At 59.1% G+C, this 25003-nt stretch carries 23 protein-coding genes and 1 pseudogene; 17 read left to right on the plus strand and 7 right to left on the minus strand.

Annotated features, from left to right (window positions below):
• Positions 1–133 precede the first annotated feature (133 nt).
• The 13 genes from EGI20_RS03755 (at position 134) to EGI20_RS03815 (ending at position 15491) form a co-directional block, all read left to right on the plus strand.
• On the plus strand, positions 134–1726 hold the full coding sequence (locus tag EGI20_RS03755; RefSeq protein WP_498629743.1) for an ABC transporter substrate-binding protein: 1593 nt from the start codon (positions 134–136) through the stop codon (positions 1724–1726).
• Between the two features lie 193 nt (positions 1727–1919).
• Positions 1920–2948, plus strand: a complete 1029-nt coding sequence (locus EGI20_RS03760) for an ABC transporter permease subunit (RefSeq protein ID WP_498629745.1) — start codon at positions 1920–1922, stop codon at positions 2946–2948.
• A 10-nt stretch (positions 2949–2958) separates the two neighbouring features.
• Positions 2959–3879: an ABC transporter permease subunit gene (locus tag EGI20_RS03765; protein ID WP_160794323.1), complete on the plus strand. Its 921-nt coding sequence runs from the start codon at positions 2959–2961 to the stop codon at positions 3877–3879.
• A gap of 10 nt (positions 3880–3889) precedes the next feature.
• Positions 3890–4867 (plus strand): ABC transporter ATP-binding protein, encoded by a 978-nt coding sequence (locus EGI20_RS03770; RefSeq protein ID WP_124734117.1) that lies wholly within the window; start codon positions 3890–3892, stop codon positions 4865–4867.
• A complete protein-coding gene (locus EGI20_RS03775) occupies positions 4864–5832 on the plus strand; it encodes a peptide ABC transporter ATP-binding protein (protein ID WP_124734118.1) in 969 nt (322 codons plus the stop codon). Before EGI20_RS03770 ends, EGI20_RS03775 begins: the two co-directional genes overlap by 4 nt.
• A gap of 139 nt (positions 5833–5971) precedes the next feature.
• Positions 5972–6469, plus strand: a complete 498-nt coding sequence (coaD, locus tag EGI20_RS03780) for a pantetheine-phosphate adenylyltransferase (protein ID WP_220789266.1) — start codon at positions 5972–5974, stop codon at positions 6467–6469.
• Positions 6470–6634: 165 nt separating this feature from the next.
• Entirely contained in the window at positions 6635–7585 is a 951-nt protein-coding gene (locus EGI20_RS03785) for a class I SAM-dependent methyltransferase (RefSeq protein WP_160794325.1), read from the plus strand.
• Positions 7586–7630: 45 nt separating this feature from the next.
• On the plus strand, positions 7631–8836 hold the full coding sequence (gene gltS, locus EGI20_RS03790; RefSeq protein WP_498629748.1) for a sodium/glutamate symporter: 1206 nt from the start codon (positions 7631–7633) through the stop codon (positions 8834–8836).
• Positions 8837–8967: 131 nt separating this feature from the next.
• Entirely contained in the window at positions 8968–9339 is a 372-nt protein-coding gene (trxA, locus tag EGI20_RS03795) for a thioredoxin (protein ID WP_498629750.1), read from the plus strand.
• Positions 9340–9547: 208 nt separating this feature from the next.
• Positions 9548–10804, plus strand: a complete 1257-nt coding sequence (mltA, locus tag EGI20_RS03800; protein ID WP_498629752.1) for a murein transglycosylase A — start codon at positions 9548–9550, stop codon at positions 10802–10804.
• Between the two features lie 17 nt (positions 10805–10821).
• Positions 10822–11922, plus strand: coding sequence for an efflux RND transporter periplasmic adaptor subunit (locus EGI20_RS03805; protein ID WP_498629753.1), 1101 nt, complete (start codon positions 10822–10824; stop codon positions 11920–11922).
• A gap of 11 nt (positions 11923–11933) precedes the next feature.
• Positions 11934–15050 (plus strand): efflux RND transporter permease subunit, encoded by a 3117-nt coding sequence (locus EGI20_RS03810; protein ID WP_498629755.1) that lies wholly within the window; start codon positions 11934–11936, stop codon positions 15048–15050.
• A 93-nt stretch (positions 15051–15143) separates the two neighbouring features.
• Positions 15144–15491: a hypothetical protein gene (locus EGI20_RS03815; protein WP_498629757.1), complete on the plus strand. Its 348-nt coding sequence runs from the start codon at positions 15144–15146 to the stop codon at positions 15489–15491.
• Between the two features lie 59 nt (positions 15492–15550).
• Here the strand turns inward: EGI20_RS03815 and murJ are convergent, their stop codons facing one another.
• Complete coding sequence (murJ, locus tag EGI20_RS03820) at positions 15551–17086, minus strand: murein biosynthesis integral membrane protein MurJ (RefSeq protein ID WP_498629759.1); 1536 nt, start codon at positions 17084–17086, stop codon at positions 15551–15553.
• 129 nt (positions 17087–17215) lie between these two features.
• Here murJ and rpsT point away from each other — a divergent pair, with 129 nt between their 5' ends.
• Entirely contained in the window at positions 17216–17479 is a 264-nt protein-coding gene (gene rpsT / locus EGI20_RS03825) for a 30S ribosomal protein S20 (RefSeq protein ID WP_124734128.1), read from the plus strand.
• Between the two features lie 69 nt (positions 17480–17548).
• Here the strand turns inward: rpsT and EGI20_RS03830 are convergent, their stop codons facing one another.
• Genes EGI20_RS03830 through fabI form a run of 3 tightly spaced genes read right to left on the minus strand, consistent with a single transcriptional unit; the run spans position 17549 to position 20419 of the window.
• Complete coding sequence (locus tag EGI20_RS03830) at positions 17549–18703, minus strand: acetate/propionate family kinase (protein WP_498629761.1); 1155 nt, start codon at positions 18701–18703, stop codon at positions 17549–17551.
• The gene (locus tag EGI20_RS03835) at positions 18700–19632 is read right to left on the minus strand and encodes a phosphate acetyltransferase (RefSeq protein WP_498629763.1); all 933 of its coding nucleotides are present in this window, start codon (positions 19630–19632) and stop codon (positions 18700–18702) included. The genes EGI20_RS03830 and EGI20_RS03835 overlap by 4 nt, the downstream gene beginning before the upstream one ends.
• Positions 19633–19642: 10 nt before the next feature.
• Positions 19643–20419: an enoyl-ACP reductase FabI gene (gene fabI, locus EGI20_RS03840; protein ID WP_498629765.1), complete on the minus strand. Its 777-nt coding sequence runs from the start codon at positions 20417–20419 to the stop codon at positions 19643–19645.
• 231 nt (positions 20420–20650) lie between these two features.
• Between fabI and EGI20_RS03845 the strand changes: the two genes are divergently transcribed.
• The 3 genes from EGI20_RS03845 to aspS are packed head-to-tail and all read left to right on the plus strand — an operon-like array spanning position 20651 to position 23385.
• The gene (locus tag EGI20_RS03845) at positions 20651–20890 is read left to right on the plus strand and encodes an FmdB family zinc ribbon protein (protein WP_498629767.1); all 240 of its coding nucleotides are present in this window, start codon (positions 20651–20653) and stop codon (positions 20888–20890) included.
• 1 nt (position 20891) lies between these two features.
• A complete protein-coding gene (locus EGI20_RS03850; RefSeq protein ID WP_498629769.1) occupies positions 20892–21569 on the plus strand; it encodes a DUF502 domain-containing protein in 678 nt (225 codons plus the stop codon).
• Between the two features lie 13 nt (positions 21570–21582).
• The gene (aspS, locus tag EGI20_RS03855) at positions 21583–23385 is read left to right on the plus strand and encodes an aspartate--tRNA ligase (RefSeq protein ID WP_498629774.1); all 1803 of its coding nucleotides are present in this window, start codon (positions 21583–21585) and stop codon (positions 23383–23385) included.
• 231 nt (positions 23386–23616) lie between these two features.
• Here aspS and EGI20_RS03860 read toward each other — a convergent pair whose 3' ends face one another.
• From EGI20_RS03860 to EGI20_RS03870, 3 genes and pseudogenes are all read right to left on the minus strand, one after another.
• Positions 23617–24543 carry a LysR substrate-binding domain-containing protein gene (locus EGI20_RS03860; protein ID WP_498629771.1) on the minus strand — a complete coding sequence of 309 codons (927 nt, stop codon included), beginning with the start codon at positions 24541–24543 and terminating at the stop codon, positions 23617–23619.
• A gap of 95 nt (positions 24544–24638) precedes the next feature.
• Entirely contained in the window at positions 24639–24845 is a 207-nt protein-coding gene (gene minE / locus EGI20_RS03865) for a cell division topological specificity factor MinE (protein WP_498629773.1), read from the minus strand.
• A pseudogene (locus EGI20_RS03870) lies at positions 24814–25003 on the minus strand (septum site-determining protein MinD); the annotation flags it as partial. The gene minE and the pseudogene EGI20_RS03870, both read right to left, overlap by 32 nt.

Here is a 25003-nt window from a genome sequence, read left to right on the forward strand (position 1 = left end):
TCGTTTGACATATTTTTGGTATTATCCCTGTTTAGCCACTTGTCAATTTCATTGTTATTAAATAATGTATTTTGAATGCAGCGCGTGTACTCAGACTGCAGCCATCCCATCCAAAAGAGAAGTGGAATTGATAATGAAAAAAACCAGGAAATTACTGATCGCAGCCGGCTTGCTGGCCAGCGCTGCAGCCAGTCAGGCCGCCGGAACACTGATCTATTGCTCGGAAAGCAGCCCGAGTGGTTTTGATCCTGCGCAGTATTTGTCGGGCGCCGATTTCGATGCCTCGGCCGAAACCGTTTTCAACCGTCTGGTCGAGTTCGAGCGTGGCAGCACCAAGGTGATTCCGGGTCTGGCCGAGTCGTGGACTATTTCCCCGGATAACAAGATCTATACCTTCAAGCTGCGCCGTGGCGTGAAGTTCCACAGCAACGAGTCCTTCAAGCCGGCGCGCGACTTTAACGCCGACGACGTGCTGTTTACTTTCCAGCGCATGCTCGACAAGAACCATCCGTTCCGCAAGGCTTATCCGACCGAGTTCCCTTACTTCACCGACATGGGACTGGACGGCAATATCAGCAAAGTCGAGAAGCTCGACCCGCAGACCGTGCGCTTCACGCTGAAGAATGTTGATGCGGCTTTCATCCAGAACCTGGCGATGAGCTTTGCCTCTATCCAGTCTGCCGAATACGCCGGCCAGTTGCTCAAATCAGGCAAGGCGTCCGATCTTAACCAGAAGCCTATCGGTACCGGCCCGTTTGTGTTCAAGCGCTACCAGAAGGATGCGCAGATCCGCTACGCCGGCAACAAGCAATACTGGAAGCCGGCCGACGTCAAACTGGACAATCTGGTGTTCGCCATCGTGACCGACCCGTCGGTGCGGGCTCAGAAACTCAAAAAAGGCGAGTGCCAGGTGACGGTTTATCCGCGTCCGGCCGATTTGCCATCGATCAAGGCCGACCCGAAAATCGCCGTCATTTCCAAGCCGGGCTTTAACCTGGGTTATGTGGCTTACAACGTGAAAAAGCCGCAACTGGCCAAGCTGGAAGTCCGCCAGGCGCTGGATATGGCCATCAACAAGGATGCCATCTTGCAGGCTGTGTATCAGGGGGCGGGGCAAAAAGCCGACAATGCATTGCCACCGACGCAGTGGTCTTATAACAAGGCAATCAAGTCCAGTGCTTACGATCCGGCCAAGGCCAAGGCTTTGCTTGCCAAGGCAGGCTACCCGAGTGGCTTCGAGATGACCTTGTGGGCGATGCCGGTACAGCGTCCGTATAACCCCAATGCCAAGCTGATGGCGGAGATGATGCAGGCGGATTACGCCAAGATCGGCGTCAAGGCCAAGATCGTCACTTATGAGTGGGGCGAGTATATGAAGCGCGCCATGAAGGGCGAGCATGATGCAATCCTGATCGGCTGGACCGGCGACAATGGGGATCCGGATAACTGGATGAACAATCTGTATGGTTGCGACTCGGTGTCCGGCAGCAATTACTCCAAGTGGTGCTACAAGCCGTTTGATGATCTGGTGCAAAAGGCCAAGGTCACTACCAATGTCGCCGAGCGCAGCAAGCTGTACGCCAAGGCACAGGAGATTCTCAAGTCGCAAGTACCGATCACGCCGATTGCTCACTCGACGATCAATCAGCCGGTACGCAAGAATGTAGAAAGCTTCAAGGTGAGTCCGTTTGGCCTGAATGCCTTCTATGGCGTGGGTGTGAAGTAATCATCGCGTTTAAATCCCTGCCGGCAGTCGCGGCAGGGCGCAGCCTGATGGATGGTGCCTGTTAAGAGCAACACCTTCAGGCTGCGGTTTTATGGCCAGCTTGATCTGGCCATTTTAAAGTGCCTGGGCTTAGGCCCTGGCGTTGGGGGCTGACAACGATGCCGGTATGCCGGACATCGGGAGTGGAAAAACGATGTTTACCTTCATTTTGCGCCGTCTGGGTCTGTTGATTCCGACCTTTTTCGGCATTACCTTGCTGACCTTCGGCCTGATACGCATGATCCCTGGCGATCCGGTCGAGGTCATGATGGGCGAGCGCTCGCTCGACCCGCAGATGCACGCCGAGGCACTGCACCGTCTGGGGCTGGACAAACCCTTGTATGCCCAGTATTTCGACTACCTAGCCAATCTGTTTCAGGGCAATCTGGGTGAGTCGCTGGTCACGCGCGAAAGCGTCTGGACCGAGTTCACCACGCTGTTCCCGGCCACGCTGGAGCTGGCGTTGTGCGCCATGTTGTTTGCCTGTGTGCTGGGCCTGCTGGCCGGCGTGCTGGCGGCAATCAAGCGCGGTTCGCTGTTTGACCATGGCGTGATGGGGCTGGCGCTGACCGGTTTTTCCATGCCGATTTTCTGGTGGGGCCTGGTGCTGATCATGTTCTTCTCGGTGACTCTGGGCTGGACGCCGGTGTCGGGCAGGCTGGACCTGATGTTCGATATTCCGCCGGATACCGGCTTTATGTTGATCGATGCCTGGCGCGCCGAGGCGATGGATCCCGAGTACAACGCCGGTGCCTTTAAAGATGCGGTGATGCATCTGATTCTGCCATCCATCGTGCTGGGAACCATCCCGCTGGCGGTGATTGCGCGTATGACGCGCTCGTCGATGCTGGAAGTGATGCAGGAAGACTATGTGCGCACCGCGCGCGCCAAGGGCTTGTCGCCGGCTCGGGTGATTTTTGTGCATACCCTCAGGAATGCGCTGATTCCGGTACTGACCGTGATGGGCCTGCAAGTCGGCGTACTGATGGGCGGAGCCGTGCTGACCGAGACCATTTTTTCCTGGCCGGGCATCGGCAAATGGCTGATCGATGCCATCGGCCGCCGTGATTACCCCATCGTCCAGAACGGCATCCTGATCGTTGCCACGCTGGTGATTCTGACCAACTTTGTCGTCGACATCCTGTACGGTATCGCCAACCCGCGCATCCGTCATGCCAAGTAAGGAAGCTGCCATGAGTCAAAACAACAGCACCATCCTGCCGGCCGCCGACGAGCCGGTGCAGCACTACCCCAGTCCCTTGCGCGAGTTCTGGCAGGGTTTTGCCTTCAACAAGGGCGCCGTTGCCGGCCTTGCTTTTATGGTGGTGGTTTTTCTGGCTGCCATTTTTGCGCCATGGGTCGCACCTTATAGCCCGATCGAGCAATTTCGCGACCATCTGCTGACGCCGCCGGCCTGGAGCGAGGGTGGCAGCATGGCTTACCTGTTCGGTACCGACGAGCTGGGCCGCGACATCCTGTCGCGGCTGGTGCACGGCGCGCGCATGTCGCTGTTTATCGGTGTGGTATCGGTGCTGGCGTCGCTGGTTCCCGGTGTGATTCTGGGTCTGGTGGCCGCTTTCTCCCCCAAGGTGCTGGGGCCGGCCATTATGCGCCTGATGGATGTGATGATGGCGTTGCCTGCCTTGCTGCTGGCGGTGGCTATTGTTGCCATTCTGGGGCCGGGCCTGATCAACACCATTATCGCCATCGCGGTGGTGGCATTGCCGGGCTATGTGCGCCTGACCCGCGCTTCGGCCTTGACCGAGCTTAACCGCGACTATGTCACAGCCAGCCGTGTGGCCGGTGCCGGCAAGTTGCGTCTGATGTTCGTGACCGTACTGCCCAACTGCATGGCACCCTTGATCGTGCATGCGACCATGAGCTTTTCTTCGGCCATCCTCGAAGCTGCGGCACTGGGCTTCCTCGGCCTTGGCGTGCAGCCGCCGACACCGGAGTGGGGCACCATGCTTGCCTCGGCGCGCGACTATATCGAGCGCGCATGGTGGGTGGTGACGATGCCGGGCCTGACCATTCTGTTCTCGGTGCTGGCGATCAACCTGATGGGTGACGGGCTGCGTGATGCGCTTGACCCTAAACTCAAACGTGCAGCCTAAGGAGAGCGTGATGAGTCTGTTGGAAATCAAGAACCTCTCTGTGCAGTTTGGCAGCAAGGACAAGCCGTTTAATGCGGTTGAAGGGCTGGATCTGTCAGTTGCCGCCGGTGAAATTGTCGGTATTGTCGGCGAGTCCGGCTCGGGCAAGTCGGTGACCATGATGGCGATGATGGGGCTGCTGGAAGGGCAGGGCCGCATCGTGGCCGACACGCTGCGCTTTGACGGCAAGGACTTGCTCACCATCAGCGCGCGCGAGCGCCGCAAGATTGTCGGCAAGGATATTGCCATGATCTTTCAGGACCCGATGACTTCGCTGAACCCCAGCTACACCGTCGGCTACCAGATCATGGAAGTGCTGAAGGTGCATCAGGGTTTGCGCGGCGCGGCGCTGAAGGCACGCGCACTGGAACTGATGGAAATGGTGGAAATTCCGGCGGCGGCCTCGCGGCTGGATGCCTACCCGCACCAGCTCTCCGGCGGGATGAGCCAGCGTGTGGTCATCGCGATGGCGATCGCGTGCAAGCCCAAGCTGTTGATTGCCGACGAGCCGACCACGGCGCTGGATGTGACCATTCAGGCGCAGATCATGGAGTTGCTGGTGTCTTTGCAGCAAAGCCAGAATATGGCGCTGATCATGATTACCCATGATCTGGCGGTGATTGCCGAGGTCGCGCACCGCGTGGCGGTGATGTACGCCGGGCAAGTTGCCGAGCTTGGGCAAGTGCCCGGCATCTTCCGTACGCCGGTTCACCCCTATACCGAGGCTTTGCTTGCCTCCATCCCCGAGCACAGCCAGGGTGCGGCGCGTCTGAATACCTTGCCAGGCATTGTGCCGGGCCAGTATGACCGCCCAAGTGGTTGCCTGTTGTCGCCGCGCTGCCCGTATGTTGCCGAGCGCTGCCGCAGCGAGCGCCCGGGTCTGACTGCGATCGAAAACAGCGTGGTGCGCTGTCACTTCCCCCTGCTAGCCAAGGAGGCTGCCTTATGAGCACGGTACTGAGTGCGCGCGAGTTGACCCGCCATTACACGGTGTCGCAAGGCTTTCTCAAGCCGCAGGCGGTGGTCAAGGCGCTAAATGGTATTTCGTTTGATCTGTCTGCCGGCAAGACGCTGGCGGTGGTGGGCGAGTCCGGTTGCGGCAAGTCGACGCTAGCGCGTGCCTTGACCCTGATCGAGGAGCCGACTGCCGGTGCGCTGGTGCTGGATGGCGTGGATGTCGCCTCGGGTAGCAAGAGCGATATCAAGGCTATGCGCAGCAAGGTGCAGATGGTGTTCCAGAATCCGTATGCCTCGCTCAATCCGCGGCAGAAAATTGGCGCCCAGTTGTCCGAGCCCTTGCTGATCAATACCAATATGACGGCTGCCGAGCGCGAGGCGCGGGTCAAGGAGATGATGAGCATCGTCGGCCTGCGTCCCGAGCATTACTACCGCTATCCGCATATGTTCTCCGGTGGCCAGCGCCAGCGTATCGCCATCGCGCGTGCGATGATGCTCAAGCCCAAGATCGTGGTGGCGGACGAGCCGACTTCGGCGCTGGATGTCTCCATTCAGGCGCAGGTGCTGAACCTGTTTATGGATTTGCAGCAGGAGCTGGGCACGGCCTATGTCTTCGTGTCGCACAACCTGTCGGTGGTGGAGCATGTGGCCGACGATGTGATGGTGATGTATCTGGGGCGGGCGGTGGAGGTGGGGAGCAAACAGGCGCTGTACGCGACCCCCTTGCATCCTTATACCAAGGCCTTGTTGTCGGCGACGCCGTCCATCCATCCGGAGGACCGCAAGATCAAGATCAAGATCCATGGCGAGTTGCCCAGCCCGCTGAATCCGCCGTCGGGCTGTGCCTTTCATAAGCGCTGCCCGTTTGCCGAAACGCGCTGTTCGGCAGAAGAGCCGCTGCTGCGTGAAGTCGGCGGGCATCAGGTGGCGTGCCACCGTGCCGAGGAGATTAATTAAACCGCAGTGTGGTTTATTGTCGACGCAAGCCCCGCCTAAAGCGGGGTTTTTTTGCGTTGCAGCAGAAATCCTTGTCCCTCCGGCCGCTGCACGCTACAGTTAGCCATCTATTTATGCCCTCTATAAAAGGATTGAGCCGTTGAAACGAGCCGTCTACGCAGGAAGCTTCGACCCGGTGACCAATGGGCACTTATGGATGATACGCGAGGCCGTGGAGCTGTTTGACGAAGTGGTGGTGGCGATCGGGGTCAACCCGGAAAAGCACTGTACCTTCAGCGTGGAAGAGCGTGCCGAAATGCTGCGCGAAGTGACGCAGGGTCTGGGCAAGATGCGGGTGGAGGTATTCGAGAACCAGTTTCTGGTCAATTACGCCCAAAGCGTAGGGGCCAACTATATTGTGCGCGGCATCCGCACCGCCAGTGACTATGAGTATGAGCGCACCATGCGCTATATCAATTCCGATCTGCATCCGGATATCACCACCGTTTTTCTATTGCCGCCGCGCGAGTATGCCGAGGTGTCATCGACCATGGTCAAAGGCCTGGTGGGACCCAATGGCTGGGAGAAGGTGATACGCCAATATGTGGCAGAGTCGGTATATCGCAAACTGGTGGCCTTATACGGGACAGAAGGCTGATTTTGCCTTGCACCATAGTCATGACGGGCCTGCTGTTTAAATAGCAGGCCCGATTTTTTTGCCTTGTCCGGCTGTCTTGCCGGCGCTGCCATTGGCTGGCTGGCGGGAGTTTGGCAGCAAGCTGCGCTATACTGGCGCGTTTTGTATACACCAAGGGAGACGAAAATGGTCGACATCACGCCTTTTGCCAACCGTCTTGCCAAGAATTTCAAGCATCTTGCCAAGTGGGCCAAACGCCAGCCAACCGAGGCCTGGCGCGTCTACGACAAGGATATTCCGCAGTTTCCCTTTGCCGTCGATATCTACGGCACGCGCGTGCATCTGCAGGAGTACGACACCGGCTGGCAGATGGAAGATACCGAATATCACGCATGGATTGCTGCGGTACTGGACACCATCGCCAGTGTGACCGGCTGTGCGCGCGACGGCATTTCGCTTAAGACCCGCCGCCGCCAGAAGGGGCTGGACCAATACGAAAAAGTCGGCCAGTTCGGCAATAACTTTGTGGTGACCGAGCAGGGCGAAAAATTCTGGGTCAACCTGGATGATTACCTCGATACCGGCCTGTTTCTCGATCATCGCAACACGCGGCGCCGGGTGCGCGATGAAGCCGCCGGCAAGCGCTTTTTGAACCTGTTCGCCTATACCGGTAGTTTCACCGTCTATGCGGCAGCGGGCGGCGCGGTGGCATCGGAAACGGTGGATTTGTCCAATACCTATCAGGACTGGTCGCGTCGCAACTTCATTCTTAACGGTCTGGATCTGGAGCAGCATCAGCTGGTGCGCGACGATGTATTCCAGTATCTGGAGGATGCGGCTTATCACGGCAAGGCTTTTGATCTGATCGTGATGGATCCGCCCAGCTTTTCCAATTCGAAAAAAATGATGGAAGTGCTGGATGTGCAGCGTGATCAGGCGCGTCTGGTGGATGGTGCCATGCGTTTGCTGAAGCCGGACGGAGTGCTGTACTTCTCCAATAATCTGCGCAGCTTTACGCTGGATGCGGCATTGGCTGCACGCTACCGGATACGTGATATCAGCGCGTCTTCGGTGCCGGAAGATTTTCGCAACAAAAAAATACACCAATGCTGGCAAGTCCGGCATCAGGAGGCCTGAACGACTCACACGCGCATGGCGCGTGTTTAAAAAAAGGGAGATTTAATGATCCAACTCGATTTTTACGGCACGCTGGTGGCGGCATCGCTGGTGCTGCTGATCGGTCGCATGGTGGTCGCACGCACTTCGCTGCTGCGTACCTTCAACATTCCCGAGCCGGTGGTCGGCGGCCTGCTGGTCGCCATTATCCTGCTGGTCTTGCGTCAGAGCATGGGGGTGCAGGTCCAATTTGACCTCGCCATGCAGACGCCGTTGATGCTGGCCTTCTTTGCCTCCATCGGCCTGTCGGCCGATTTTGCACGGCTAAAAACCGGCGGCAAGATGGTCGGACGCTTCTTGCTGATTGTGGCTGGCCTGCTGGTCGTGCAGAACACGCTGGGCATTTCGCTGGCCATGCTGATGGGGCTGGACCCGCTGATGGGCTTGCTGGCCGGCTCGATCACATTGTCGGGCGGTCACGGCACCGGTGCCGCGTGGAGTGCGGTGTTCCAGAACAAGCACGGACTGGCATCGGCAACCGAGCTGGCCGTCGCCACGGCGACTTTCGGTCTGGTGCTGGGCGGCCTGATCGGCGGTCCGGTGGCCAATCTGTTGATGCGCAAGGTCAAGGCGCCGGGCGCCGAGCACAATGCCGACGACGAGCCGCAGGGCTTCGAGCAGCCCGATCATGTGCGCCTGATCACCCAGTTCAGTTTCATCGAGACGCTGGCTTTGATCGCGGTCAGCCTGTTGGGCGGCACCGCCCTCGGCGCGCTGATCAAGGGTACGCCATTCGAGTTGCCGACCTTTGTCTGCGTGCTGTTTATCGGTGTCATCCTGCGTAACGGGCTGGAGATGATGGGTGTGCACAAGGTATTCGAGCGCGAAGTGTCGCTGGTCGGTAACGTCAGTCTGTCGCTGTTCCTGGCCATGGCACTGATGTCGCTGAAACTGTGGGACCTGGCCGCACTGGCGCTGCCTATCTTTGTGCTGCTGATCGCCCAGGCAACCGCCATGGGCCTGTATGCCTACTTTATTACCTTCCGCATGATGGGTAAAAACTACGATGCGGTGGTGCTGGCCGCCGGTCATTGCGGTTTTGGTCTGGGGGCTACCCCCACGGCGATTGCCAATATGCAGGCGGTCACCCAGCGTTTCGGCCCATCGCATCTGGCCTTCCTGGTAGTGCCTATGGTGGGGGCCTTCTTTATCGATATCATCAACGCCATCACCATCAAGCTATTCCTCGCTCTGCCTTTTGTCGGCGCCTGATAGCTGCGTTTTATCGTTTTGATCGGCAAATACAATCCGCAGTCGCCCTTGTGGCGCTGCGGATTGTGCCCATCTGTGATGCCATCGGGGCAGCTGCCTATGGCTGCCCTCCATGCTAAAGGGAGACCAGGATGGCTTATCTCAATATTACTGCCGACACCTTCAACGATACCGTGACGCCCGAGGGCATCGTGATCCTCGATTTTTGGGCGCCTTGGTGCGGTCCGTGCAAACAGTTTGGTCCGGTATTCGAAGCGGCTGCGGATAAGCATCCGGAGATCGTATTCGGCAAAATCGATACCGAAAGCGAGCAGGAACTGGCCGGGCACTTCAATATCCGTTCCATTCCGACGCTGATGGTGATGCGCGACGGCATTATGGTCTTCAATCAGGCCGGCGCCATGCGGGCTCCTCAGTTCGACGAGCTGATTCAGGCGGTCAAGGATCTGGACATGGACAAGGTGCGTGCCGAAGTCGCCGCCGAGCAGGTAGCCCAGGGTTAAATTGGCTGCTTGGCTATAAATAGCGCCTGCCGTTTGAAATGGCAGGCGCTTTTTTGTGGCCATGTCTTCATAGGGGCAGTGTCCTGTTTATTGCCGGAACAGTAGCACCTTGTCTTGTGGCATTGCATGCCGATAGGCACAATCCCGCCTTTCTCCTATTCATGCAGCCGGCGTGGTGGATGCCATGCCTGTTGCGGCTTAAATCATCATGAAATCAAGATTACTGCTCGGCCTTCCCCTGCTCTGGCTTGCGGCCTGCTCCAGTGTGACGCCGCCATCCACGTCTACCGGCTCCATTCCCGCGCAGGGCAATGTGCGTTACGAAGCGGCATCACTCGCCGCCGTGCCCGGCTGGAACGATGCCGCCTTGACGCGCTCGCTGGAAGCCTTGCGCACCAGTTGCCGTGTATTGCAGAAAAAAGCGGGCTGGGGCGAGGCCTGCAGTCGGGCGCAGACGCTGGACGAGACCGACACCGCTGCCGTACGGCGTTATTTCGAACAGGATTTCTCCGCCTGGCGCATTTTGGACGGCAGCGCCGGCGAGGGGCTGATTACCGGTTATTACGAACCCCTGTTAAATGGCTCGCGTAGCCAGAGCGCCCGCACGCCTTATCCGGTCTACGGTGTGCCGCCGGACTTGGTGGTGGTTGATGTGACGCCGGCGCAGCGTAGCCGCACGACCTTGAGCTTGCGTAAAGCGGGCAGCAACCGCCTGCAGGTGGTGGAGGGCGGGGGCGAACTGGTGGCGAAACTGTCCGAGTTTGCCATTGATAGCCGTACCAGCCGCCTCAAAGGGCGTATCGAAGGCAATCAGTTCCGCCCTTATTACGCGCGTGGCGAGATCAGTGCCGGCAAGGGTGTGGCTGGCAGCCAGATTCTGGCCTGGGTAGAAAACCCGGTGGAGCTGTTTTTCCTGCAGATTCAAGGCTCCGGCCGTATCCAGCTGGAAGATGGCAGCATGCTGCGCGTGGGCTACGCCGAGCAGAATGGCTACCCCTATGTCTCGATCGGCCGTCATCTGGTCGATCAGGGCGAGCTGACCATGGCCAATGCCTCCATGCAGGGCATACAGGACTGGATTAAAAAAAATCCGGATCGCATGAATGAGCTATTCAATGTGAACCCGAGTTATGTATTCTTCCGGGTGTTGGGCAGCGCTGATGGCGGCCCGCTGGGTGCTTTGGGTGTACCTTTGACCGATGGTTACAGTATTGCGGTCGATCCGCGCTTTATTCCTTTGGGCTCGCCGGTCTTCCTGAGTACTACCTGGCCTCTGTCCGAGCAGCCGCTAAAGCGCGTGATGCTGGCGCAGGACACCGGCGGGGCGATTCGCGGGGCAATCCGCGCCGACTTTTTCTGGGGCTTCGGCACCGAAGCGGGTATGTACGCCGGGCGGATGAAACAAAAAGGCAGCTTGTGGCTATTGCTGCCCAAGGGCGTGGCGCCACCGGCGTCGGCCACTTAATTAAGAAGAGGGATGGAATGCGCATTGACCGACGAGTCTGTTTGCTGGCCTTGCTGTTATTGGGCGCTTGTGGCGAAAAAGGCGTGGAGACCCCAAGCAAGCAGGCCGCTTCGGCACCGGGTGTTATTCGTGCGCTAAGCCCGGGCGATGTGCTGCGGGTTGCGAACGGGACGGTGCGCGATACGCTGCCGGTCACGGCGACCCTGACGGCGCTTAATTTCAGCGAAATGGCTGCCGAGGTCGACGGGCGGGTGCGCGAAGTGCGGGTGCGCGAAGGCGAGCAGGTTAAGGCCGGTCAGGTGCTGGCAGTACTGGATAGCGAAAGTCTGGGCGAGTCGGTCAAGGAGCAGCAGGCACAACTGGATAATCAAAAGGCCAGGCTGGCGCTGGCGCGTATCAAACTGAACAAGCAGCGCGAGCTGTTTGCTCAAGGATTTATCTCCAAGCTGGCGATAGATGAGCTGGAAAGTGATTACCGGATACGCGAGGGGGAGCTTAAGGCGCAGGCGGCACAATTGGCGCGTGCGGCGCGCAGTCTGGCCGATACCCGCTTGCATGCCCCGATCTCCGGTGTGCTGTACCAGCGCAAGATCAACGCCGGCGATATGGTGGCGCGCAACCAGAAGGTGCTGGCGGTGGCCGATCTGTCTGTGCTGGAGGCCGTGGCCAGCGTGCCTTCGCGCCTGATTGCCAAGGTCAGGCCCGGTCAAAGCGTGCTTTTGCAGCTGGAAGGTGGGAGGGAGGCGGTGACAGGCGAGGTGGTGCGCATTAATCCGGTGGCCAATGCCGGTACCCGCAGTTTCAATGTGTATGTCCGTGTCGCCAATCCTCAGGGGCTACTAAAGGCCGGGCAGTTTGCCAAGGGCGGAATCGTGCTGGCGCAGGAAACTACGCTGGTAAGCCTGCCGCTAGGGGCGCTACGCGAGCGGGAAACCCGGCCCTGGGTGATGCTGGTCAGCAAGGGGAAGCTTGTGCGACGCAATGTCGAGGTCAAGCTGCTGTCCATGGCCGAGCGTCAGGTCGCCGTTGCCGGGGTTCAGCCGGGTGAAGTTGTATTGAGTTCGGCGCTGGCCGGCTTGAATGCAGGCGACGCTGTCAAACTCACTCCTACCCCTTAAGGCGCCCTGCCATGTGGCTCACCCGCGTTAGCGTCAACAATCCTTATTTTGCCGCCGTTCTGATGATTGCCTTGACGGTGCTGGGCCTGTTTGCCTGGCAGCGTCTGGCGGTGGAAGAGTTTCCCGATATCCGTTTTCCGGTGGCAGCCGTCACGACCAGTTATCCGGGCGCCTCGCCCGAGGTGGTGGAGAGTGAAGTCAGCCGTCCGCTGGAAGAGGCGATCAATACCATCGCCGGCATCAAGCATATCCGCTCCTATTCGATGCAGGGCATGTCTACGCTGGTGGTCGAGTTTGAGTTGTCGACCGACCCCAATCTGGCGACGCAGGAGGTGCGTGACCGCGTCTCCGGCGTGCAGGGCAGCTTCCGCCGTGAAATCCACACCCCGGCGGTGTCGCAGTTCAATCCCAATGATGAACCGCTGCTGAGTATTTCGTTCAATAGCAAGGACGTCAGCGCGCGCGAGCTGACCGGCTGGGTCGACAATACGCTGAAAAAGCGTTTGCAGACGGTGTCCGGTGTTGGTGAAGTCAAGGTGGTGGGCGGGGTGCGGCGCGAGATACGTATCGATGTCGACCCGTTGCAGCTGGAGGCGCTGGGTTTGTCCTTGCCCGAGGTGGCTGATGCCATTCGTGCCGCCAACCGCGACTACCCAGGCGGGCAGCTGACGCGCGGCAGCAGCGAGCTGAGCTTGCGCCTGGCCGGCAAGCTAAAAGGCGCCGATGACTTTGCCAGCCTGATTGTGGCGCGGCGTGACGGGGGCGATGTACGGCTGGCCGATGTGGCCGAGGTGCGGGACGGCGAAGCGGAAAAAACCAGCGTGGCACTGATCGATGGCGCGCCCGGGGTCGGGGTGGATGTGCGCGCTGCGCGTGGTGCCAATATCGTCGAAGTGGCCGATGGCGTGAAAAAAGTCTTGGCGGCGTTGAAAGGCGGTATGCCGGCAGGCACCCAGGTGACCATCAGCAGCGACAAGTCGCTGGACGTGAAAAATTCGCTCGCCGATGTGCAAAAGACCCTGTTCGAGGGCGCGGCGCTGACTGTGCTGATTGTGTTCCTGTTTCTGGGGAGTTGGCGCAGCACGGTGATTACCGGCCTGACGTTGCCCATTTCGCTGATAGGCACCATGTTTGCCATCTGGGCGCTGGGTTTTACCCTCAATCTGATGACGCTGATGGCACTGTCGCTGTCTATCGGCCTGTTGATAGATGACGCCATTGTGGTGCGCGAGAACATCGTGCGCCATGCTGCCATGGGCAAAAGTCACTTTCAGGCGGCGCTGGATGGCACCAACGAGATCGGTCTTGCCGTGCTGGCCACCACCCTGACCGTGGTGGCGGTCTTTTTGCCGGTGGGCTTTATGGAAGGGGTGATCGGCAAGTTTTTCCACCAGTTCGGTCTGACCGTGACGGTGGCGGTGCTGATTTCGATGCTGGTGAGTTTTACGCTGGACCCGATGCTGTCATCTATCTGGCACGACCCGCATCATCATGGCGACCAGCATAAGGGGCCGTTGGGCCGGATGCTGGACTGGTTCGAGTCTTCGCTTGACCGTCTGGCGGGGGCGTATGTGCGCTTGATCCGTCTGGCACTGGCCTGGCGCAAGAGCGTACTGCTGCTGGCACTATCCGCGCTGGTCGGCAGCTTTATGCTGGTACCTATCATAGGTGGCGAGTTTCTGCCGCGCGCCGACAAGGGCGAGTTTGTCGTGGTGTTGAAAACGGCGCCGGGGGCAACGCTGGCTTACACCGAGGGCAAGGCGCGCGAAGTCGAGACGCGTTTGCGCCATATTCCCGAGGTCAAGTCTATCGCTGTCAAGATTGCCGGCGGCCGCTTTGGTGCCGGCAAGACCGAGGCCAGGCTGACGGTGGATGTCGGCAACAAGGCCGGCCGCACGCGTTCGCTGGAGAGCCTCATGGATGCCGCACGTCTGGCGGCAGCCGGTGTGGCCGGCATCGAAGTGGATGCCGTTTCTGCCTCTGGCCAGCACGGCGGTGGCGGCAAACCGCTGAATGTGGGGGTGCGTGGCGGCAATATCGCCGAGCTGGAGGCCACGGCGGCGCAACTGGTGAAAAAAATCGCCGCCATTCCCGGTGTCAGTGATGTGCAGTCCAGTCTGGCCGAAGCCGACCCCGGTCTGCGCATCAGTCTGGAGCGTGATGCAGCGGCAGGGCTGGGGGTGGATCTTGCACGCGTAGGCGAAACGCTGTCGACCCTGCTGGCCGGCAGTACTGTCACCACCTGGGAGGCACCTGATGGTGAAAACTATGATGTGACCTTGCAGGTGCCGCAGCCGGAGCGCCAGCGCGAGCTTTTGGATGTGCTGAGTGTGGCCGGCAGTAATGATGCAGATGGTGCGCGCCAGATGGTGCCGCTGTCGGCGCTGACCCGTATCGAGCCGGAAAGCAGCCCGCGCCAGATAGAGCGGGTCGACATGCTGCGCGAGGTGGGCGTGAGCGCCAATATCAGCGGCCGTTCACCTGCGGCGGTGTTTGCCGATCTGGACAAGGTGCTGGCAGCTGGCAGCCTGCCGCCGGGCATCACCCTGTCGCAGCAGGGCGAGAAACAGGATATGCAGGAGTCGCTGTCCTATGCGGTGCAGGCGCTGGCGCTGGGGGTGATCTTTATTTACATGATTCTGGCGGCACAGTTTCGCAGCTTTACCCTGCCGGTCACCATCATGGTGTCCTTGCCGCTGGCCTTTGTCGGTGTCTTTGTCGCCTTATGGTTGTGGGGCTCGACGCTGAATATGTTCTCGGTGATCGGCATCGTGATGCTGATGGGGCTGGCGGCCAAAAATGGCATCTTGCTGGTCGATTTTATCGGCCAGTCGCGGCGCGAGGGCATGAGCCGGCTGGATGCCATCGTCGAAGCGGGCAGGGTGAGGCTGCGTCCGATTATGATGACCAGCCTGGCCATGATCTTCGGCATGCTGCCGCTGGCGCTGTCTAGCGGTGAAGGCTCGGAAACGCAGCGGCCGATGGCGCAGGCCATTATCGGCGGCATGGTGACTTCGACGCTGCTGACGCTGATCGTGGTGCCGGTGGTGTATACCTATCTGGACGGTTTGCGCACGCGCCTGCATCGTTTGCTGGCAGGCAAGCCCAAGGCTCAGGCGGATACTTAATACGCAACAATTGGCAACAGATAGTTTCTTGCTATTTTTGATAGCGCAAAGTATCTTTCTTGCATTATTCAGGCTTGGCAAGAAAGATCAACCATGAAAATGTTCTTGGGAAATAAGGGTGGCGTTGCGCTGGCAGGTGTATTGACGGCGCTGGTGCTGGCCGCGCCGGTACAGGCTGCCAGCCCGCAGCGTCTGGGTTCGTTTGCCGGTGCCATGAAGTATTGTGCCGACCGTTATGAAGAAAAAGAATGGAGCTACAAAAGAGCGCGTCAGCGCGTGGCACGCGAAGTCGATGATATGTCGCGGCGCGAGCGGCGCCGCGCTATCGAAGCGGGAGACCAGGCTTATCGCACCGGGCGCTTTATGGGAAAGCGCCTGAACCGCTATGAATGTCGCAGCCTGCTCAAACAAAGCGAATGGCGCCGTTTCTATCGTGATTGATTGTGGTGTCTTGATGTAAAAAAGCCGGCTCTGTGCCGGCTTTTGTGCGTCTGCTGGTGTTACATCTCTCGGCGCATAAACTCGCGCGGACGCAGGCCCATGGCGAACAGCAGGCCGAAGTAGGCGATGGCGCCGAGCAGTATATGGCCGCTCAGCCACAAGGCGCGTTGCCAGGCATGGCCATGCCAGTTGCCCGGCAGCCACTGCTCCAGCGCCAGCAGGACGGCCGCCATGGCAAGCGAGGCCAGTGTGACCTTTAGGGTAAAACCAGCCCAGCCAGCCTGCGGCTGATAGATGCCGCGCCGGATCAGCAAGATCAGCAAGGTGAGCGCATTGATGAGAGCCGCCAGGCCGATGGCCAGCGCGAGGCCTGCGTGTCGCAGCTCCCAGATAAAGGCCAGGTTCATTAGCTGGGTCATGCCCAGGGTAAAGATGCCGACCTTGACCGGGGTCTTGATGTCCTGGCGCGCGTAAAAGCCGGGTGCCAGCACCTTGATCAGGATCAGACCGGTCAGGCCGATCGAGTAGGCGATCAGCGCCTGTTGCGTCATCAGCGCGTCGTGTGCCGAGAATTTGCCGTACATGAACAAGGTGGCGATCAGCGGTTTGGACATTACCGCCAGGCCGATAGATGCCGGTAGCGCCAGCAAGAGCGACAGGCGTATGCCCCAGTCCAGCAGTTTTGAATACTCCTCGGGCGACTTTTCCGCTGCATGGCGCGATAGCGAAGGCAAAAGAATGGTGCCCAGCGCCACGCCGAGGATGCCGGTCGGGAACTCCATCAGGCGGTCGGCGTAGTACATCCACGACACGCTGCCCGAAATCAGGAAGGAGGCGAAAATGGTGTTGATCACCAGCGAAATCTGCGCGATGGACACGCCAAAGATGGCCGGCCCCATCAGCTTGATCACGCGCCATACCGCCGCATCTTTCAGGTTCAGCCTTGGCCAGACCAGCATGCCTATCTTTTTCAGATAGGGCAGCTGATAGGCTAACTGGGCGATACCGCCGATAAATACCGCCCATGCCAGCACCAGCACCGGTGGGTCGAAGTAGGGTGCCAGCAGTAGCGAGCAGGCAATAAACGAGACATTCAGCAGCGTAGGAGTAAAGGCCGGCACCGAAAACTGGCGCCAGGTGTTAAGCACGCTGCCGGCCAGTGACGACAGCGAAATAAACAGGATGTAAGGAAAAGTGATGCGCAACAGGTCAACTGTCAGTGCAAATTTTTCCGGGCTGCCAGCAAAACCCGGGGCGGAGACCCAGATAATCCACGGGGCAATCAGCATGCCCAGCGCCGTGACCGCGACCAGCACCAGACCCAGCAAGCCGGAAATATCGGCCAGAAAGGCGCGGGTTTCTTCTTCGGTCTTGTTGCGGCGGTATTCGGCCAGTACCGGCACGAAAGCCTGCGAGAAGGCGCCTTCGGCAAAGATGCGCCTCAGCAGATTGGGCAGTTTGAAGGCGACAAAGAAGGCGTCTGTCGCAAAGCCTGCGCCGAATACGCGGGCAATAATGGCGTCGCGCACGAAACCGAGAATGCGGGAAACCAGGGTAAAACTGCTGACCGTAGCCAGCGCCTTGAGCAGATTCATGGGGAGTGACGACTTGTTATTCTGTTGGCAATAGCCCGCCAGTTTACGCGCGCGGGATTGTTGTTGCAAAACCAGTGCTTAACACTTAGAATCGCGGGTTTCAGATTCCGCTCATCAGGAGATAGATCCATGGCTAACAGCGCACAAGCTCGCAAGCGTGCACGCCAAGCTCTCAAGCAGCGCGCGCATAACGCCAGCCTGCGTACTGCGTTCCGTACCGCAGTCAAGAAAGTGCTTAAGACAATCGCAGCCGGCAACAAAACCGAAGCTAAAGACGTATTCCAGGCTTCCGTAAAGGTTCTCGACCGTATCGCCGACAAGGGTGTGTTCCACAAGAACAAGGCCGCTCGCCATAAGAGCCGCCTGTCCGCCCAGATCAAGGCTATGGCCTGATCCCAAGCGATCGAACAGAATACGCAAAAGCCCCGCATTAGCGGGGCTTTTGCTTTTTGGGCGATTTTTCTAGCGGGTAAAAAAACCGGCCGCTTGCCTGGCCATCTCGCCTTCCTCATCGGTGGCCAAAACATAGGCGTGGCGCAGGCTGTCTGCCTTCGTCAGTCGCGTTTGCCCGGTGTTGTTGGCCTGGCCATCGAGCGCAAAACCCAGCCAGCCAAGCCTGGCGAGTATGCATGCGCGGATTTTCGCTGAATGTTCACCGACGCCTGCCGTAAACACCACCGCATCCAGCCCCTCCAGTGCCGCCGCCAGCGAGGCAACTTCGCGTGCCGCGCGCCAGCAATAAAGCTCGATGGCTTGCGCCGCTTCCGCCTGAGAGCTGGCCAATAGTTCGCGCATATCAGCCGAAATGCCGGATACCCCCAGCAGGCCGGAGCGCTTATAGAGCTCGTCTCTGACTTCGCTTACGCTCATGCCGTGCTTTTCCTGCCAGTAAAGCACCACCTCCGGATCCAGATTGCCGGGGCGGGTGCCCATCATCAGCCCGTCCAGCGCGGAAAAGCCCATGCTGGACGCGATGCTGCACCCGGCATGGATGGCGCAGGCGCTGGCGCCGCTGCCCAGATGGCAGACGACGGTGCGCGCCGCCGCCAGCCCCAGTGCCGGCAGCTGGCGATTGATGGCGGCGTAGGACAAGCCATGAAAGCCGTAGCGGCGCACCCCTTCATCGTGCCAGTGGCGCGCAATGGCGAAGCGTGTGGCCACGCTGTCTTGCGCGGCGTGAAATGCGGTATCGAAGCAGGCCAGTTGCGGCAAGGCACCATCCTGTGCGCTGAATGCATCGATAACGGCCAGACTGGCCGGCTGGTGTAGTGGTGCCAGCGGAATCAGCTTTTCCAGCTCGCTGCGTACAGTGGCGGTGATGGCGGTTGCTTGCTGATAGCGTGCACCGCCATGCACCACGCGGTGCACGACGCCTTCGGGTGTCAGCGCATGCTGCGCCAGCGCATCCAGCATGGCGGCGACGCCGGCTTCGCGCCCCGCCTTGCCAATTGCGCTGCTGTGGCTTTGACCATGCTGGTCGCGGATGTTCAGCTGTGCCTGCTCGCTGCCGAAGCGATCCAGCAGGCCCTGTAGCAGCAGGGTCTGGCTGCCGCTTTGATAGGCGCGAAACTTGAGCGTGGACGAGCCTGCATTGACGGCGAGCAGTACGCGGGTCATACGTGATCCCGTACACGGCGGTGGCGCGCCAGCACATTGGCGACCGCTGTCGAGGCCAGTCGTCCCTGTGCGTCATCCGCGCGGCTGGTTAGCACGATGGGCACGCGCGCGCCCATGACGATGCCGGCGGACGAAGCTGCCGCCAGATAGGTCAGCTGCTTGGCCAGCATATTGCCGGAGACGAGATCGGGCACCAGCAGGATGTCCGGTTCGCCCGCCACGCTGGAATGGATGCCCTTGGTGTCGGCTGCAGCATGGGAGATTGCATTGTCAAAAGCCAGCGGACCATCGAGCAAAGCGCCGGTGATCTGGCCGCGCTCGGCCATTTTGCACAGGGCGGCGGCATCGATGGTGGAGCGGATTTCCGGGGTGACGGTTTCTACTGCCGACAAAATGGCCACCTTGGGCTGGCTGATACCCAGCGCATGTGCCAGATCAATGGCGTTCTGGCAGATGTGCAGCTTGGTGGTCAGATCCGGCTCGATATTGATGGCTGCATCGGTAATGAACAGATAGCGTGGGTAGCTCTCCACCTTCATGATAAAGGTGTGGCTGATACGGCGGTCGGTGCGTATGCCGGTACGCCGGTCCAGCACCTCGTGCATAAATTCGTCGGTATGCAGGCTGCCCTTCATCAGGATATCAGCTTGGCTATTGCGTACCAGTTCGACCGCTTTTTCTGCTGCCGCATGGCTGTGCGGCACGTCGATAATCTGCAAATCGCCCAGCTCCAGTTCCATCTCGTCGGCCAGCTTGCGGATCTTGCCTGCCGGGCCGATCAGAATAGGGGTGGCGATATTGTTGTCTGCCGCTTCGACTGCGCCTTGCAGGGCTTCGCGGCTGCAAGGGTGGGCCACCGCCATCGGTATCGGGCCATTGCGGTGGGCCTGCGCCATGATGTTGGCGAATGCGTTGTCGTCATGTGTCATTTTCTATTCCTTAGGCCATGATGTTGCAGCCGCCATCGACATAGATGGTCTGGCCGGTAAGGGAACGTGCGCCATCGGATACCAGGAAGGTGCAGGTCGCGCCGACGTCTTCGATATCGACCAGACGGTGTTGTGGTGCGCGCTGGGTGGCGTCGTCGATCAAGGCATCAAAGTGGGCAATGCCGCTGGCAGCACGGGTTTTTAGCGGGCCAGGCGAGACGGCATGCACGCGTATGCCCTTGGCGCCCAGTTCATGGGCCAGATAGCGGGTAGTACTTTCCAGCGCTGCCTTGACCGGCCCCATAATGTTGTAGTTTTCGACGACCTTGTCGGCGCCGTGATAGCTCATGGTCAGCAAGGTACCGCCGTTTTTCATCAGCGGTTCGGCGTGTCTGGCCAGTTCGATAAAGGAGTAGCAGGAAACGCGCATCGCCTGCTGGAAGCCTGGCAGCGAGCAGTCGGTGACGCGACCGTGCAGATCATCCATCGGGCAGAAGGCGATAGAGTGAATCACGAAGTCCAGTTGCCCCCATTGCTCGGTGATCGCCTCGAACAGTGCCTGCATCTGGCCCGGTTCTTCTACGTCCAGCGGCATGACCAGACGGGCATCGACCTGGTCGGCTAGAGGGCGTACATATTTTTCTGCTTTGGCATTAAGGTAGGTAATCGCAAGTTCGGCACCGGCTTCGCGCAGGCTCTTGGCGCAGCCATAGGCGATGCTGTGCTCATTGGCGATGCCGACGATCAGGCCTTTCTTGCCGGCCAAAAACTGCTTATTGATGTTCATGGTTTTCCTTTGTGTGCTGGTGAGGGCGCTATGCTTGCATGCGATTGTTGCCGCTATGTTGATGCGGCGTTTTTGTGTTGCCTTGCAATCGGATATAATGCCCGGCTAAAACTTCGCTCTTGCTAGCGGGTCGCTTGTTCGGGATGATGTCCATCATCTACGGACGAATATCTTTGTTGCGATGCAATATAGTTATTTTGCATCAAGTAGTCGTCGACTCGGGGAAAAAAGATGCCTATTTATGAATACCGTTGCGAAAAATGTGGCAAACAGCACGAACACTTGCAAAAACTCAGCGATGAGCCCGTTGCTCTGTGCCCGTCGTGCGGTAGTGCCGATTACAGCAAGATGCTGACCTGTGCCGGCTTCCAGCTCAAAGGTTCGGGCTGGTACGAGTCCGATTTCAAGAACGGCAGCAAGCCCGCTGCTGCTCATGCCTGTGGTACCGGCGGTTGTGGCGGCTGTGGCTGAGATGAAACATATCAAGCTGACTCTGCGCGCTTATCTCGTCACTGGTATCCTGATCTGGCTGCCGCTGGCGGTGACCTTGTGGGTGCTGGACATGATCATCGGCACGCTGGACCAGACACTGGTCCTGCTGCCCGATGCCTGGCGGCCGCAAAGCTTGCTGGGTTTTGATGTACCAGGTTTAGGCGTGGTGCTGTCGGTGTTGGTGTTGCTGGGTACCGGCATGATTGCTGCCAATGTGCTGGGGCAGCGCCTGTTCGATTATTGGGATGCGCTGATGTCGCGCATTCCGGTAGTCAAGAGCATCTACAGCAGTGTCAAGCAGGTCAGTGACACGCTGTTTTCCGATACCGGCCAGTCGTTCAAGAAGCCCTTTCTGGTCCAGTTTCCGCATCAGGGTTTGTGGACGGTTGCTTTTCAGACCGGCTCTTTGCCCGATAGCGTCAACCAGTCTCTGGCTGACCTCGGCGACGAATACATAGGCGTGTATGTGCCGACCATCCCTAACCCGACTTCGGGCTATTTTGTGATGGTGGCCAAGAAAGAGACGCGCGAGCTCGGCATGACTGTCGACGAGGCGCTCAAGTACGCAATTTCCATGGGTATGGTGGCGCCGGGCGCGCCCCAACCGGCCGGCAAGAAGCGACAAGCCCCCGGCGCGAACCCCACTTCAACCCTTTAAGAAACAGAATATGATGCGAACCGATTACTGCGGACTGATTGATACCAAATATCTGGGCCAGACTGTCACCGTCAAGGGCTGGGCTCACCGTCGCCGTGACCATGGCGGTGTGATCTTTATCGACCTGCGCGACCGTGAAGGTCTGGTGCAGGTGGTGATCGATCCGGACACCCCTGAAGCCTTCGCCACCGCCGACAGCGCGCGTAACGAGTTTGTGCTGTCGATTACCGGCATCGTGCGTGCCCGCCCGGAAGGCACCGCCAACAGCAAGATGATCTCCGGCGCCATCGAAATTCTGGCCAAGGACATCGAGATCCTGAATAGTGCGGTGACGCCGCCGTTCCAGATCGACGACGAGAATATCTCCGAGAACGTGCGTCTGCTCAACCGCGTCATCGACCTGCGCCGTGCGCCGATGCAGAAAAACCTGCGTATGCGCTACCGCGTGGCGATGGGCGTGCGCCAGTATCTGGACGCGCAGGGCTTTATCGATATCGAAACCCCGATGCTGACTCGCAGCACGCCGGAAGGTGCCCGTGACTATCTGGTGCCTAGCCGTGTGCATCCGGGTGAATTCTTTGCCCTGCCGCAGTCGCCACAGCTGTTCAAGCAGCTATTGATGGTGGCCGGTTTTGACCGTTACTACCAGATCGTCAAGTGCTTCCGCGACGAAGACCTGCGTGCCGACCGTCAGCCTGAATTTACCCAGATTGATATCGAAACGTCTTTCCTCGATGAAAACCAGATCATGGATATCACCGAGAGCATGGCACGCCAGATCTTCAACGACGTGCTGGGTGTGGAGCTGGGTGATTTCCCGCGCATGACTTACGCCGACGCGATGTTCTACTACGGTTCGGACAAGCCGGATATGCGCGTGGACCTCAAGTTCACCGAACTGACCGACCTGATGAAGACCGAAGAATTCAAGGTATTCCGTGGTGCTGCCGACATGGCTAACGGCCGTGTGGTTGCCCTGCGTGTGCCGGGTGGTGCTTCGATCTCGCGCAAGGAAATCGACGAGTACACCAAGTTCGTCTCCATCTATGGCGCCAAGGGTCTGGCCTATATCAAGGTCAACGACAAGACCCAGATCACCAATGACGAAACCAGCGGCCTGCAGTCGCCTATCGTCAAGTTCCTGTCTGTGCCTGCGCTGGAAGAAATCATGGCACGCACCGGTGCCGACAATGGCGACATCATCTTCTTTGGCGCAGACAAGGCCAAGGTCGTGAACGAAGCCATCGGTGCGCTGCGTATCAAGATCGGTCACGAGCGTGGCGAAGCCGGCGGTTTCTTCGTGCGCGAATGGCGTCCGTTGTGGGTGGTGGATTTCCCGATGTTCGAGCACGACGAAGAGGCCGATCGCTGGGTAGCCGTGCATCATCCGTTCACCGCACCCAAGCCGGGGCATGAGGATCTGCTGGAAAGCAATCCGGCAGCCTGTATCGCCCGTGCCTACGACATGGTGCTCAATGGTTGGGAGCTCGGTGGCGGTTCCATCCGTATCCATCAGGCATCCGTGCAGGAAAAGGTCTTCGGCGCGCTCAAGATCAGCCCGGAAGAGCAGCAGAACAAGTTCGGCTTCCTGCTGGACAACCTGAAGTTCGGCGCTCCGCCGCACGGTGGTCTGGCCTTCGGTCTGGATCGTCTGGTGACGCTGATGGCGGGTGCCGAGTCTATTCGTGACGTAATCGCCTTCCCGAAGACCCAGCGCGCCCAGTGCCTGCTGACCAATGCACCTAACCATGTCGACGAGAAGCAGCTCAAAGAGCTGAACCTGCGCCTGCGCCAGAAGGCCGAACCTGCCGCTTAAATCGTGGTTGTGCAGATAGAGAAGGGTGCCTTGGGGCACCCTTTTTTTTATGTGATGTCCCAATTGCAAGTTGATATTTACATCATGTGATGCGTGCTATTGGGGTCAAGGGTTGGCGCGGGACGAGGGTAGAAGAGGGTGTAGCCGGGGATCTGGCGCGGCGTGCCAAGGGTTTGTCAGTCGTTGCCAAGTCATGCTGCGTGGGGAGGCTCCCCACGCAATCTGGCCATTTTAAGGCGATTCCAGCATGCTGACGTTTTCCAGACCGCAGCGGAAGATGGCCTGTTGCAGTGCGTCCAGTGCCTGTTTGCGGAAAAATTGCTTGCGCGCCACCAGTAGCACGCGGCGGGTCGGTGCCGGCAGCGCAAATGGAATGATGGACAATAGACCTTCGTCGGCGGCGGATACCGAAGTGGCTGGCAATACGGTGATCCCCATGCCGCTGGCGACCATATGGCGTATGGTATTGAGCGAGCTACCCTGTACCGCACTGGCCAGCCCGCCCGCCTGACTCTGACGCATGGCCAGTTCGCTACAGCTTTGCAAAACCTGATCACGGAAGCAGTTGCCGGCAGACAAAAGCAATACGCTTTCGTGTGACAGTTCGTCGGCATTGATATGCTTGCGCTTTTCCCACGGGTGACCCTTGGGTGTGGCAACGACAAAGGCCTCGTCATAGAGTGGCCATGCCTGGGTGCCGGGCTCGTCAAACGGATCGGCAACGATAATGGCGTCAACTTCACCGCGCTTGAGCATTTCGGCCAGTCGCGCGGTATAGTTTTCTTCCAGAATGAGCGGCATGTCGGGCGCCAGAATACGCAGCGCCGGGATTAGTTTGGGCAGCAAGTACGGGCTGATGGTAAAGATGACGCCCAGCTTCAGCGGACCCGCCAGTTCGTTCTGGTGTTCACCGGCTAGATGTTTCAGCGTTTCGGCTTCTTCCAGCACGCGCCTTGCCTGTTCCACCACCCGCTCGCCTATTTCGGTGACCGCGACTTCCTGTCCGCCGCGCTCGAAGAGCGTGACCGACAGTTCGTCTTCCAGTTTCTTGATGGCAATGGAGAGGGTGGGCTGGCTGACAAAGCAGGTTTGGGCGGCGCGCCCGAAATGGCGCTCGCGTGCAACCGCCACGATATAACGAAGTTCAGTTAGCGTCATACAAAAGAGTCAATTACGCCTGAGGCGTGCCTCGCAGGGCGGGCGAAAGGGGGCGTGCCCATGCGTTTAGGCATGGGCAGCAAGCCTTGTCAGTGTTAGCGGTTTTTTTCCGGCAGCACGATGTTGACTTCCAGTACTTCAAAGTTGTCCTGACGTTCCAGTTGAACCTTGATGTCATCCTGGTTGACGGCAACGTACTTCGAAATGACCTCCATCAATTCACGCTGCAAGGCCGGCAGATAATCCGGTGCACCACGACCGCCGCGTTCGACCGGCAGGAGAGTCGCATACGATGTACTCAAAACCCATGTCGGCCAGATCTTTCAGTACGCGCTCTACGCCTTCTTCCGATAGCGCATCCTTATCGCGTGTCTGTGACGCCGGCAATACGTAGAGATTGTCGCAGTTCTTGTCCTTGATCAGTGCCTGATTGAGGCTGGCCTCGTTATTCACCACATTG

The sequence above is a fragment of the Aquitalea sp. S1-19 genome (genome assembly GCF_024343515.1).